This window comes from Synechococcus sp. F70.1, from assembly GCF_047502745.1.
GTDB lineage: Bacteria > Cyanobacteriota > Cyanobacteriia > Thermostichales > Thermostichaceae > Thermostichus.
Genome location: NZ_JANSJL010000046.1, coordinates 34,709 through 47,204, shown reverse-complemented (window position 1 = coordinate 47,204; position 12,496 = coordinate 34,709). Strand labels below are relative to the sequence as shown.

Annotated in this window: 11 protein-coding genes; 8 read left to right on the top strand and 3 right to left on the bottom strand. The window is 62.7% G+C overall.

Features of this window, described 5'->3' with window-relative positions; genetic code table 11:
• Positions 1-54: 54 nt before the first annotated feature.
• The 3 genes from NW860_RS04540 to NW860_RS04530 are packed head-to-tail and all read right to left on the bottom strand — an operon-like array spanning position 55 to position 2,517.
• Complete coding sequence (locus NW860_RS04540) at positions 55-1,620, bottom strand: Hsp70 family protein (RefSeq protein WP_414411620.1); 1,566 nt, start codon at positions 1,618-1,620, stop codon at positions 55-57.
• The gene (locus tag NW860_RS04535) at positions 1,620-2,183 is read right to left on the bottom strand and encodes a helix-turn-helix domain-containing protein (protein WP_414512678.1); all 564 of its coding nucleotides are present in this window, start codon (positions 2,181-2,183) and stop codon (positions 1,620-1,622) included. Before NW860_RS04535 ends, NW860_RS04540 begins: the two co-directional genes overlap by 1 nt.
• A 49-nt stretch (positions 2,184-2,232) precedes the next feature.
• On the bottom strand, positions 2,233-2,517 hold the full coding sequence (locus tag NW860_RS04530) for a hypothetical protein (RefSeq protein ID WP_414395544.1): 285 nt from the start codon (positions 2,515-2,517) through the stop codon (positions 2,233-2,235).
• A gap of 418 nt (positions 2,518-2,935) precedes the next feature.
• On the opposite strand from NW860_RS04530, the gene trpB reads away from it, so the two are divergent.
• The 8 genes from trpB (at position 2,936) to NW860_RS04490 (ending at position 12,474) form a co-directional block, all read left to right on the top strand.
• Positions 2,936-4,198, top strand: coding sequence for a tryptophan synthase subunit beta (trpB, locus tag NW860_RS04525; protein ID WP_414395542.1), 1,263 nt, complete (start codon positions 2,936-2,938; stop codon positions 4,196-4,198).
• A 74-nt stretch (positions 4,199-4,272) separates the two neighbouring features.
• Positions 4,273-5,013, top strand: a complete 741-nt coding sequence (locus NW860_RS04520; RefSeq protein WP_414512676.1) for a pantothenate kinase — start codon at positions 4,273-4,275, stop codon at positions 5,011-5,013.
• 35 nt (positions 5,014-5,048) lie between these two features.
• A complete protein-coding gene (gene aroC, locus NW860_RS04515; protein ID WP_414423040.1) occupies positions 5,049-6,185 on the top strand; it encodes a chorismate synthase in 1,137 nt (378 codons plus the stop codon).
• Positions 6,186-6,197: 12 nt separating this feature from the next.
• Positions 6,198-7,634 (top strand): DNA repair protein RadA, encoded by a 1,437-nt coding sequence (gene radA / locus NW860_RS04510; protein ID WP_414512674.1) that lies wholly within the window; start codon positions 6,198-6,200, stop codon positions 7,632-7,634.
• Between the two features lie 374 nt (positions 7,635-8,008).
• Positions 8,009-9,079 (top strand): phosphate acyltransferase PlsX, encoded by a 1,071-nt coding sequence (plsX, locus tag NW860_RS04505; RefSeq protein WP_414395534.1) that lies wholly within the window; start codon positions 8,009-8,011, stop codon positions 9,077-9,079.
• A 5-nt stretch (positions 9,080-9,084) separates the two neighbouring features.
• Positions 9,085-10,092 (top strand): beta-ketoacyl-ACP synthase III, encoded by a 1,008-nt coding sequence (locus NW860_RS04500; protein WP_414512672.1) that lies wholly within the window; start codon positions 9,085-9,087, stop codon positions 10,090-10,092.
• 17 nt (positions 10,093-10,109) lie between these two features.
• Positions 10,110-10,991 (top strand): ACP S-malonyltransferase, encoded by an 882-nt coding sequence (gene fabD / locus NW860_RS04495; RefSeq protein ID WP_414512682.1) that lies wholly within the window; start codon positions 10,110-10,112, stop codon positions 10,989-10,991.
• 70 nt (positions 10,992-11,061) lie between these two features.
• Complete coding sequence (locus NW860_RS04490) at positions 11,062-12,474, top strand: phosphoglucomutase/phosphomannomutase family protein (RefSeq protein WP_414512670.1); 1,413 nt, start codon at positions 11,062-11,064, stop codon at positions 12,472-12,474.
• Positions 12,475-12,496: the final 22 nt, after the last annotated feature.

Sequence of the window (12,496 nt, the reverse complement as noted above, 5' to 3'; positions counted from 1 at the left end):
TCCCACCGCTGGCTCACCAGGAAACCCAGGCAAGTCCAGGCCAGGTAGAATCCTCTAACTTAAGGTGGCTACGGGCTGAGCTTCTACCAAAGGCTGCTGAGTCTGCAAGTCGATAATGGTGGCCAGCAGGCGTCGCGAGGCGTCGATGGCAAATTCTACCCGCAGGCGGTCTTCCCCGACTCGCCCAGGGGGCTGCAGGCGGGCCAGGCAAGCTGGCTCAGTACCAAGGGTCAGGGATCGGAAATCGGTTTGCCGGGTAAGTTGGCGGCTGCTCATGCGCCCCAGCTCGTCGTAAACCACCTCGGCTTGGGCCACTTGGGCCACTTCCCCCACATCGAGGCGAACTTCAGTCTGGCCGTCGTTGGCCACCTGCAAGATCAAGGGCTCGGAGCGTCGGCAGGGGTAGGGGCTGCCCCGCTCGAACAAAGGGTAGTAGATATAGCTTTTTTGCAAGGGATCCCAGAGACGGATGGCGTAGCTGTGGTGGAGGCGATCCTCCAGCTTCACCTGGCAGCCTACCTGCAGGGCGCCCAGGGCCACGGCATCGAAGGGGCGTTCGCAGCGGACTTTCTTTTTGCCGAAGTAGGAGCGGAGCAGCTCTTGGACTGCCGGCAGTTGGGAGCTCCCTCCCACCAGAAGCACTTGCTCAATTTGGCTTTTGGCCAACCCCCTTGCCTGGGCGGTGAGGAGGACATCGTCTAGGCACTGGCGGATTTGATCCAAGAGCTGGTGGGCTTCTAAAATCTCCTCCAGCGCCTGCCGATCCAAGCGCAGCTCATAGGCGGTCAGGGCCTCGTCGTCAAACCAACTGCTCACGGCCTCGGGCTGAGTGGAAAGGGCAATCTTGAGCTGCTCTGCCTGCTCCAAAAGCGTGATCCAGCTCAGGGCCCCAAGCTGCTGTCGGCTCAACCCCAGTTGCCCCAGCAGGTATTCGGCAATCCAGATGTCGATGTCCACCCCGCCTACGTAGGCATCGGCTTTGGCAATCACCTCCGCCTTGAGAACGGAGTTACCTGCCTGGGGGGCCAGGGTGCGCACTAGGCTGAGATCCAAGGTGCCGCCGCCGAAATCCACCACTAGCACCACGGATCCCGGCTGGCCGACCGCATAGCCCAGGGCAGCGGCAGTGGCCTCGTCCACGATTTGAATGGGATCCCAGCCACAGGCGCCGGCCACCCTCCGCAGCCAGTTCAAGTAGCGCTCAAAGGAGCCGACAGGGGCTGTAAACACCACCTGCTGCGGCTGCAGGCCCTCTTTCTGGACAGCTTCCATCACCGCCTGCAAAAAAGCCTGGGCCACCCTCTCAGCGTCGTAGCGCTCCCCATCCAGAACTCGCGGCGGAGGCACAAACTCTGCCACCAACTCCCGCTTGAAGCCCTGAAACAGCCGCTGCGGATCCACCGCTCCCCAACGACCGGCGCGCACGGTTTCCCCTACGAGGAGCTGGTTTTTGCCCTTCACATAGACCAAGCTGGGAATGGCCGAGTGGGCTTGCTCCTGCCGGGAAAGACCGGGAAAGCTGAGCAGGCGGGGCGCTGCTTGGACGGGATCCCAAACTGCCACCACCGTATTGCTGGTCCCAAAGTCAATGGCTAGCGTCGCTTTGGAGACAGGTGCCATCAGCTCAGTCCTCCGGGCAGAGAGCGGCTGACTTTGGCAGGGCAGAGGATGCCGTCTCCCCGGCGATAGCCAACAAAGCGGATGTAGACGGGATCCCCTGGCCGAATATCCGGCTGATCTGGCTGGTGCAGTTGCGGGTCGAAGGGGACGGATTCAAGAGGGCTGCCGATGGGCTCATACCCCCAGTGCTGCAGCAGGGCATCCAAGGAGCGAAAGAGAGCCGTTACGTTTTGGGCCGGCCAATCGGGCTTGCGGCGGGCGATTTCGCGAACGGTGGGGTAGCTAGTAAGCAGCGGCTGCAGCAGGGAGAAGAGGACTTCCGGTGGTTCGGTGGATCCCATTTTGTCATGTCCGTTTAGGCGCAGCAGGAATCCCAAATCCCACTGCAGGGCGGCAGCCAGCTTTTGTAGTTGCTCCAGACGCAGGGATCCCCACTTCCCCTGGCGCACTTGATTGAGGGCACGGCGGCTGATCCCTGCCCGTGCTTGCAAGGCCCGCCATGAGAAGAGGCCAACGGCCCGCATGCGTTCCTGCAGCCAATTGTCCAGCGGTCTCTCGGCCATTGAATTTTGCCAGGGATCCCTACGATCATGCCGCAACTTGGGTTTGGGCTCAGGGATCCACAAGGCTCAGGGAACGGCTTATAGCTTCCACATCCCGGTCGTAGCGCTCGCGCCGGTTGGCCGGGTACACGAATTCAAAGCCGGCTTGCAGGGAAGGTCGGACAAGCTTCTTGAGGTAAAAAATCCGCTGACCGTCTGGTTCGTAGCCAGAGATCACAAAGAAATCCCGACCGGCAACTTGGTAGGTAACCCGGCGTCGGATGATCGGCTGCGGCGCAGCTCTTCTTGCAAGGCGCTGGCAGGCGTTGCTTGAAAGACGTTGTAGCCGCCCCAAGCGCGCAGCTCAGCTCCCGATTCCCGATAAATACCTGGCCGTCGCTGTGGTCAGCTTCCCCTTGGGGGACAAAGTCTGCCGGGTAGTCGATGCGGTAGCCAAAGCGGGCATTGATGTAGGGTTGAAAACCTAACTGGGCTGAGATTCCCTCACCAAGCTGAGCCCGGCAAGCAGACAGGCTAGGCACGCGGCAGATCTTCTTAACAAGGACTCCGTCCCGCTAACGCGATCGGTAGCCCTCTCCATACCCCTAAGTGTAGGCTGCTCTTGGAGAAGGCTGCGCCCAAAACCAAAATCCGAGGACTCCGGAAATCTTTTCCCTACAAAGAGGTCGGCCCATCTCCTTCCTGAGAGTTCTGTAGAATTGGGGAAGTCTATCTCCTATTGCCGGCTGCCAAACTCCTGCTAACCCTCTGCCATGACCCCGACTTCCCCAGCTACTGCTGCCCATCCTGCTGCTTTGGATCCCCTTGACCCGAGGGTGCGTCCGGATCCGCAGGGCCGGTTTGGGCCGTTTGGGGGCCGGTTTGTGCCGGAAACCCTGATGAGTGCCCTCACAGAGCTGGAGGAAGCCTTTGAGCGGCATTGGCGGGATCCCGACTTTCGCGCCGAGTTTCACAGCCTACTGCGGGACTTTGTCGGGCGGCCCAGTCCCCTTTACTTTGCCCAGCGGCTTACCGAGCACTACGGCGGCCCCCAGATCTACCTGAAGCGGGAGGATCTCAACCACACCGGCGCCCACAAGATCAACAACGCCCTTGGCCAAGTGCTGCTGGCGGTGCGCATGGGCAAGCGAAGGATCATTGCCGAGACTGGCGCTGGCCAGCATGGGGTGGCCACGGCAACGGTGTGTGCTCGTTTTGGGTTGGAATGCGTCATCTACATGGGGGCAGTGGACATGGAGCGGCAGGCCCCCAATGTGCAGCGGATGCGCCTGCTGGGCGCTGAGGTAAGGGGGGTCGAATCAGGCACAGCCACCCTCAAAGACGCCCTCTCCGAGGCCATCCGCGACTGGGTAACCAACGTGGAGACCACCCACTACGTCATTGGCACGGTGGCTGGACCCCACCCCTACCCGAAGCTGGTGCGGACCTTTCACGATATCATCGGCCAGGAGACGCGACAGCAGTGTCAAGAGAAATGGGGAGGCCTGCCGGACGTGCTGCTGGCCTGTGTAGGCGGCGGCTCCAATGCCCTGGGGTTGTTCAACGAGTTTGTTCAGGATCCCCAGGTGCGGCTTATCGGCATCGAAGCTGCCGGGGAGGGCTTGCACACCTCCCGCCACGCTGCTACTCTTAGCCGCGGTCGCATTGGGGTCTTGCACGGAGCCATGAGCTACCTGCTGCAAGATGAAGAGGGCCAGGTGCAGGAGGCCCACTCCATCAGCGCTGGCTTGGATTACCCCGGTGTGGGGCCGGAGCACAGCTACTTAAAGGAGATTGGGCGGGCTGAGTACTACGCAGTTACTGACGACGAGGCGGTGGAGGCGCTGCTATTGCTATCGCGCCTGGAGGGAATCATCCCCGCCCTGGAGACGGCCCACGCCCTGGCCTACCTGAAGACCCTAGCCCCTCAACTTGGCCCCCAGCAGCGGGTAGTGGTCAATTGCTCTGGGCGGGGCGACAAGGATCTGAACACCGTTTTCAAGTACTTGCAGCAGCGGGGGCGCAGCCTAGCCTAGGGTCTCGCCTAGAGGAACTCAAGGCGCCTACTGAAAATGGCAGCTTGCCGGGCAAATGGAAGCAGAGCCGTTGCATGAGTTCTAAGGCCCAAGCAGACCTGTGGCTAGCCGCCGTGCTGGGCAACACCCATGTGCGCTGGGGCTGGTTTGCCGGAGAGACCCTAATCAAAGTAGAGCAGTTTCCCGCCCACCAGCCCTTGGCCTGGCCAGAAGAGACGGAGCTGTGGCTAGCTGCTGTCGGCTCTGCCCCTTTGCCGCCGGCATCTCCTTGGGTGCATTGCCTTGAACTCTCCCAGGTACCGCTGCGGGATCCCTACCCCAGCCTGGGGCTGGATCGGGCACTAGCTCTGTGGGCCGCTGGGATCCGCTACGGCTGGCCCTGTTTGGTCATCGACGCCGGCACTGCTTTAACCCTGACGGGAGCTGACCCTGAGGGATCCCTGGTGGGAGGGGCAATCCTGCCTGGCCTAGGGCTGCAGGCGCAAGCCTTGGCCGACCACACCGCCCGACTGCCCAAAGTGCAGTGGGATCCGGCAGATCCCTTGCCCCCCCGCTGGGCCAGGGACACCGTAGCCGCCATCCACAGCGGCATCCTTCATACGCTGCTAGCGGGATTGCGGGAGTTCCTTGCCGACTGGCGCTGCCGCTTTCCCCAAGGCCCGCTGCTGCTAACTGGCGGCGATGGCAAGCTGCTCTACCTCCACCTGCGCCCCCTCGACCCAGAGCTGCGCTGGGATCCTCACCTGGTGTTGAGGGGAATTGCCAGCTGCCGTCAGTTGCACCGCGCCGCCCAGCGGTTGCCTAGGGCAGAATAAAGCTATCAGCACAGGGGGATTTTCAACGGGATCCCATGGCCAACGGCAACACCTTCGGCGTCCTGTTTTCTGTCACCACCTACGGGGAGTCCCACGGTGGGGCGGTGGGGGTGGTGGTGGACGGCTGCCCACCGCGGCTGCCCCTGAGCGAGGCCGACATTCAGGCAGAGCTGGATCGGCGCCGTCCCGGCCAGAGCCACATCACAACTCCCCGCCAGGAAGCCGATCGCTGCGAGATCCTCTCCGGCGTTTTTCAGGGCTTTACCCTGGGCACGCCCATCCACATCCTGGTGCGCAACCAGGACGCCCGCCCCCAGGACTACAGCGAAATGGCCACCACCTTTCGCCCTTCCCATGCCGATGCCACCTACCAGGCCAAGTACGGCATCCGCAACTGGCAGGGGGGAGGACGGGCCTCAGCGCGGGAGACCATTGGCCGGGTGGCTGCCGGAGCCATTGCCAAGAAGATCCTGCGCCTGGCGGCAGGGGTGGAGATCCTGGCCTACGTGCAACGGGTCAAAGACGTGGAGGCCCAGGTGGATCCCAGCTCAGTAACAGCCGAACAGGTGGAAGCCAACATTGTCCGCTGCCCCGACCCAGAAGCAGCGGCGGCCATGATCCAGAAAATTGAAGCAGCAGCACGGGAAGGGGATTCCCTGGGGGGAGTGGTGGAGTGCGTGGCCCGCCATGTGCCCCGCGGCCTGGGCTGCCCGGTGTTTGACAAATTGGAAGCCGACCTGGCCAAGGCGGTGATGTCCCTGCCCGCCAGCAAGGGGTTTGAGATTGGGTCGGGATTTGCCGGCACCTACCTGACCGGCAAGCAGCACAACGACGAGTTTTACATGACTCCCAGCGGCTGGCGCACCCGCAGCAACCGCTCCGGCGGCATCCAAGGGGGCATCAGCAATGGCGAAGACATCGTCCTCCGGGTGGCCTTCAAGCCCACTGCCACTATTCGCCAGCCCCAAAACACCGTTACCCTCGACGGCCGGGAGACTGTCTTGGCGGCGCGGGGACGCCACGATCCCTGTGTCTTGCCGCGGGCAGTGCCGATGGTGGAGGCGATGGTAGCCATAGTTCTCTGCGACCATCTGCTGCGCCACCACGCCCAGTGCGGATCCCTGGTCTTGCCGGAGGTGCCCCTTCCTGTTACCGCCGCTTCCCAAGGCTAGGAGTTGCCAGCCATGGCCAAGACCAAAACCGTCTGGGAGTGCAGCCAGTGCGGCGAGCGCTATCCTAAGTTTTTTGGCCGCTGCGACAACTGTGGCGCCTGGAACACGCTGACGGAGGTAGTCGTCACCCCCTCCCCCAAGTCTAGGCCCCTGCAGCGTCTTGTTCCCCCGCCTAGCCGCACCAACGGGATCCCCCAGTTAGCTCTCCCCATCACCCAGGTGTGCTCGGATCGCCACCCTCGCCTTTCCTCCGGCTTTGGCGAATTTGATCGGGTGCTGGGGGGCGGCATTGTGCCGGGATCCCTAGTGCTCATCGGCGGGGAGCCAGGCATTGGCAAGAGCACCCTCCTGCTGCAGACTGCCGCGCATCTAGCCAAGCACAAGCCCACCCTGTATGTGTCGGGGGAGGAGTCAGCCCAGCAGATTAAGCTGCGCGCCGAGCGGCTGGGGGTAGAAAGCGAGCAGCTCTACCTCTTGGCCGAGACCGAGCTGGAGGCCATTGTGGCCGAGATCCAGGCCCTACAGCCGCAGGTGGCGATCATCGACAGCATTCAGGCCATCTTCTGGGGGCAGCTCAGCTCAGCGCCGGGATCCGTTTCCCAGGTGCGGGAATGCGCCGGCCTGTTGATGCGAGTGGCCAAGAAGCTGGGGGTGGCCCTGCTCATCGTTGGCCATGTAACCAAGGATGGATCCCTGGCCGGGCCCAAGGTGTTGGAGCACCTGGTGGATACAGTTTTGTACTTTGAGGGGGATCGCTTCCAGAGCCACCGCCTGTTGCGCGCCGTCAAAAATCGCTTTGGGGCAGCTCAGGAAATTGGCGTTTTCGAGATGACTGCCTCTGGCTTGGTGGAGGTGGACAATCCCTCGCAGCTTTTTTTAAGCAGTCGGGATCAGGTTACGCCGGGAACAGCTACTATCGTCGCCTGGGAGGGCACTCGCCCCTTGGTGGTAGAGGTGCAAGCCCTAGTCAGCCCCACCAGCTACAGCTCCCCCCGCCGCACTGCTACGGGCATCGAGCTCAACCGCTTCCTACAGATCTTGGCAGTGCTGGAAAAACGGGTAGGGATCCCGCTTTCCAAGTACGATGCCTACGTCGCCTCCGCCGGGGGCATCCAGGTGTCCGAGCCCGCTACCGACTTGGGGGTGGCCGTGGCGGTGGCCGCTAGCTTCCGGGATCGCCAGGTGGATCCCTTCACGGTCTTGATTGGGGAGGTGGGGTTAGGGGGGCAGGTGCGCCCGGTGGCCCAGTTGGAGCAGCGCCTCAAGGAAGCGAGCAAGCTGGGCTTCCGCCACGCCATCATCCCCAACAGCCCCGTCTTGGCCGATGCGGGCCTGCGCCTGAGCCGAGTGCAGCGGCTGCTGGAGGCTCTGCTGGTAGCTCTGCCTAGCTCCGAGTCCGAAGCCCCACCTTGCCTTGTTGCTGAAGCCAGCTATGGGAGAACGTCCTAGAATGGGGGTTTACGAACGGCAACCGGATCCCTGGGCAGGCGGGCACACTATTAGCGTTGGCGAGGGATCGAGCTATAGCGCTGGTAGCCCTGTTTCTCTTCGTGGTGGACCTCATCGTCTCCAGCATGAACGCCTAGGCAGAGCGATAGCTGCTCTTCCTAGGAAATCTGACCAAGAGGCTCCGAGGTAGCAGCCTGTAGGTGACTGCCCTATCGCTGTAGGGGGCAAAGCCGCCCTGGGGCAGGTGGCCAGGGGGCAGGGCTTTGGATCCAGTTTTTTGGTAGAATTCGGTAGCCCCTTGCGGCTGACGGGATCTAGAGAGCGGCGATCCGCAAGGTCGGCTGACTAGAAGGGTTGCAGGGTGAGGTCAACTCGTGCGAATTGCGGTTGATGCCATGGGGGGCGACTACGCTCCCGCGGAGATTGTCAAGGGCGCCCTACTGGCCCAGCAGCAGCTGCAATTGGAGATTGCGCTGGTAGGTCGGCTAGAGGCCCTCGAGCCTTTTTTACCCCGGCCCCTGCCACCTAAGGTTACCCTTGTGCCTGCTGAGGAAGAGGTGGGCATGGCCGAAGAGCCTCTGGCGGTGCGCAGAAAGCCGAAAGCCTCCATCAATGTTTGCATGCAGCAGGTGCGCGCTGGGCAGGCGGATGCAGTGGTGGCTGCCGGCAACACGGGTGCAGCAATGGCGGCTGCTTATCTCCACTTGGGTCGCTTGGCAGGGATTGACCGCCCAGCCATCGCTGCCCTTTTGCCTACCCTCAAGGGAAAGCCAGTGCTGTTGCTGGATGTGGGTGCCAACGTGGACTGCCGGCCCCGCTTTTTGGAACAGTTTGCCCGCATGGGATCCCTCTACTGCCAGTGCGTCCTGGGGATTGAGAAGCCGCGGGTCGGCCTGCTCAACATCGGCGAGGAACCCAACAAGGGCAACGATCTAGCCCTAGCCACCCACCAGCGCCTGGCCCAGTTGCCAGGGATCCACTTTGCCGGCAATGCCGAGGGGCGAGACGTGTTGACCGGGGACTTTGACGTGGTGGTCTGCGACGGCTTTGTCGGCAACGCCCTGCTCAAGTTTGCTGAGAGCGTCGGCCAGGTGATCACTCAGGTGCTGCGGGAAGAGCTGCCCCGGGGCTGGCGCGGCAAGCTGGGTTGCTGGCTGCTCCAGCCTAACCTCCAGCAGGTAAAGCGGCGCATGGACTACGTGGAGTATGGGGGCGCCTTGCTGCTGGGGGTTAACGGCATCTGCGTCATTACCCACGGCAGCTCCAAGGCGCCAATGGTGTACCACGCCATTCGTCTAGCCAAAGAGGCGGCAGAGCAGAAAGTCTTGCAGCGACTGCAGGCGGAAATGGTTGACCCCCGCGAACCTGAAGCCAGCACCGAGCAGCGCCCTGGGAACACCTCCGGTCCCTTGCCGTTGGGATCCCTGGAGCGAGGGGAAGGGTAGGGCCCATGCCCAACAACCGCCTCCCCAGCGTACACCTTGTGGGGGTAGGGGCTGCTCTTCCGGATCCCTGCCTGAGCAACGATGACCTGAGCCGGATGGTTGCCACTTCTGATGAGTGGATTTGGCCTCGCACCGGCATTCGCCAGCGGCGCATTCTGCCCCCGGAGCTGAGTGTAGTGGATCTGGCGGCCCAGGCGGCAAGAGCTGCTCTGGATCAAGCTGGGATCCTGCCGCAGGAGCTCGACTTACTTCTGCTAGCCACTTCCACCGCTGTCGATCGCTTTGGCTCGGCCCCGCGGGTGCAGGCAGCCCTGGGGGCAAGTCGGGCAGTGGCCTTTGACCTAACGGCAGCTTGTACGGGGTTTGTGTTTGCGGTGGCCACAGCGGCCCAGTTTCTGCAAACTGGGCTGTACCGGCGGGCGCTGGTGGTGGCAGCCGATGTGCTCTCTCGCGCCGTCGACTGGACAGACCGCGCCACCTGCGTTTTGTTTGGGGATGGAGCAGGGGCGGTGGTGCTGGAAGCGGGAGAGGTGGGAGCCGATGGGATCCTCAGCATTGAGCTGCGCAGCGATGGCAAGGGCAGCGAGCTACTTAGCTTGGCCATGGCCACCGAAGCTAAGCCCCTGGTGGGATCCCTGCGGGTGGGGCAGTACCGCTGTTGCCCCATCGTCATGAACGGCCGCGAGGTCTATAAGTTTGCCGTCCAGGCGGTGCCAGAGGTTATCGAGAAAGCCCTCCTTCAGGCTGGGATTCCAGCCGAGGCAGTCCAGGGCTACTTCATCCACCAGGCCAACCAGCGCATCCTCGATGCCGTGGCCAAGCGCTTGCAGCTGCAGACCCAGCAGGTGGCCAGCGTCCTGGAGCGCTACGGCAACACCTCCGGCGCCTCGATCCCCATTGCTCTAGCCGAATGGATTGGTCAAGGGCGGTTTGGTCCTGGGGATCTGGGGGTGATGGCGGGCTTTGGCGCCGGCCTCACCTGGGGAGCCATTGTCTTTCGCTGGGGCCGATGAGCTCGGGAGGGGTGGTGATGACCATTGCCTGGATCTATCCTGGTCAGGGATCCCAAGTGGTGGGCATGGGAAGGGATCTCCAAGACTGGCCAGGAGCTGCCCAGAAGTTGGCTTTGGCGCGGGAGGTGCTGGGGTGGGATCCCTTGGCCCTTTCCGAGGAGCAGATCCACCAGACCCGCTATACGCAGCCGGCCTTGTTTACCGTGTCGGCCCTCTTGAGCGACTACCTCTATGCCCAGGGCCAGACGCCTGGCTGCACTGCTGGCCACAGCCTGGGGGAGTACAGTGCCCTCTATGCCGCTGGAGTGTTTGATTTTGAAGCCGGCCTGCGGCTGGTGAGCCTACGAGGCCAACTGATGGAGCGGGCAGGGGATCCCCCTGGCAGCATGGCAGCGGTGATTGGGTTTGATCGCACCAAGCTGGAGCACCTCTGCCAGATGACCCCCAACGTTACCATTGCCAACGACAACAGCCCGGAGCAGGTGGTAATCAGCGGCTCGGTGGAGGGGGTGCAGGCTGTCTGTGAGCAGTTGCAGGCCAAGCGCACCGTTCCCCTCAAAGTCAGCGGCGCCTTCCACTCCCCTTTTATGCAGGCAGCAGCAGAAAAGTTTGCCCACCGGTTGCGGGAAGTTGAGTTTCAGACACCCCGGGTGCCGGTCTATAGCAATTGCACCGCCACGGCCAGCCGCGATCCCCAGACCCTCAAACAGGCGCTGCTGGCCCAGATGACAGCCCCTGTGCGGTGGCGAGAAACGGTGCTGCAGATGGCTGCCGACGGCGTTCAAGAGGTGTGGGAAATTGGCCCTGGCAACGTGCTGACGGGCCTGGTGAAGCGGACAGCGCCCAGCTTGCGACGGCGCAACATCAGCAGCCTCAGCGACTACCCAGCGGGCAGCTAGAGCCCAAAGCGTTGGGATAGAGGCGGCTACTTCCGTGCTATGTGTAGTCGAGGGGGGCTTGGGGGCAACCATGGCGGCCAACTCCATTCGCTTTGGCACCGACGGCTGGCGAGCAGTCATTGCCGAGGGCTTTACGTTTCAGAACTTGGCCCTTGCCGCCCAAGCCAGCGCCCAGGTGTTGGCCCGCACCTATCCTGGCGAAGGGATCCTCATTGGCTACGACAACCGTTTTCTCTCTGAACGCTTTGCGGCCCACGCAGCTGAGGTGGTGGCTCGACTGGGGATCCCCGTCTACCTCTCCGCCTGTGCGGCCCCAACGCCGGCCTTTAGTTGGGGAGCCAAAGAGCAGGGCTGCCATGGCGCCCTGGTCATTACCGCCAGCCACAACCCGCCCCACTATTCCGGCCTTAAGGTCAAAGGTGGCTTTGGCGGCTCTGTGCCCCCGGAGGTCACCGCTGCCATTGAGCAGGAGCTGAGTAGCCTGCAGCCCCTGGGATCCACCCGCGCCCCTATTCACACCTGGGATCCCTGGCCCGGCTACCTGGCTCAGCTTAGTCGCTTTGTGGATCTAGAAAAGCTTAGAAGCTCCCCAGCCAAGATCTGGGTGGATGTCATGTTTGGTTCCGGCGCCGGTGGCCTCAAGCGGCTGTTGGGGGAGAAGGTGATTGAATTGCAGGCGCGGCGGGATCCCTTGTTTGGCGGAGTCTCACCGGAGCCGCTGCCGCAAAACCTGCAGGCTTCTGCCCAGCTCATTGCCGCCGATCCTGCCCCCTTGAAAATCGGCTTGGTCTTCGATGGCGACGCCGACCGCATTGCTGCCCTCGACGGACAAGGCCATTTTCTCAGCCCCCAGGTGCTCATCCCCATCCTCATCGACCACTTGGCAGGGCGGCGCGGGCTGCGGGGGGAAGTCGTCAAAACCCTCAGTGGCTCGGAGCTGTTTGTCAAGGTGGCCGGGCGCTATGGCCTGCCGGTTACGGAAACACCCGTGGGCTTCAAGTACATTGCCGAGCGCATGCTGAGCACCCAGGTGTTGTTGGGGGGAGAGGAATCGGGTGGCATTGGCTACCTGGGCCACATCCCCGAGCGGGATGCCCTGCTTTCGGCGCTGTACTTGATCGAAGCCGTTACCGAAACCGGGCAAGACCTGAGCGCCCTCTACAGAGCTTTGCAGGAACGCGAGGGGTTTAGCTCGGTTTACCAGCGCCGCGACCTGCCCCTAGGGGATCAAAGTCAACAAACCCAGCTATTCCAACGGCTGCAGAGGGATCCCCCGTCTGAGATTTTGGGACAGAAGGTGATCAAGCATTTCGACAAAGACGGCCACAAGTTTACGCTTGCCGACGGCAGTTGGGTGATGATCCGCGGCAGCGGCACTGAGCCTCTGCTGCGGCTGTATGCGGAAGCCCAAACCGCGGAAGCAGTGAACCATCTTTTGGATTGGGCGGCTGGGCTGCTCAGCAAAAAGGTGGGAGAAAACTGAGGCCTCCCACCATCTCTACTTC

Bases quoted from the DNA above. Each gene is read 5' to 3' on its own strand.
- aroC (WP_414423040.1), top strand. From the start codon at position 5,049: ATGGCCAACGGCAACACCTTCGGCGTCCTGTTTTCTGTCACCACCTAC.
- NW860_RS04540 (WP_414411620.1), bottom strand. From the start codon at position 1,620: ATGGCACCTGTCTCCAAAGCGACGCTAGCCATTGACTTTGGGACCAGC.
- fabD (WP_414512682.1), top strand. From the start codon at position 10,110: ATGACCATTGCCTGGATCTATCCTGGTCAGGGATCCCAAGTGGTGGGC.
- trpB (WP_414395542.1), top strand. From the start codon at position 2,936: ATGACCCCGACTTCCCCAGCTACTGCTGCCCATCCTGCTGCTTTGGAT.
- NW860_RS04520 (WP_414512676.1), top strand. From the start codon at position 4,273: ATGAGTTCTAAGGCCCAAGCAGACCTGTGGCTAGCCGCCGTGCTGGGC.
- NW860_RS04500 (WP_414512672.1), top strand. From the start codon at position 9,085: ATGCCCAACAACCGCCTCCCCAGCGTACACCTTGTGGGGGTAGGGGCT.
- radA (WP_414512674.1), top strand. From the start codon at position 6,198: ATGGCCAAGACCAAAACCGTCTGGGAGTGCAGCCAGTGCGGCGAGCGC.
- NW860_RS04535 (WP_414512678.1), bottom strand. From the start codon at position 2,183: ATGGCCGAGAGACCGCTGGACAATTGGCTGCAGGAACGCATGCGGGCC.
- NW860_RS04490 (WP_414512670.1), top strand. From the start codon at position 11,062: ATGGCGGCCAACTCCATTCGCTTTGGCACCGACGGCTGGCGAGCAGTC.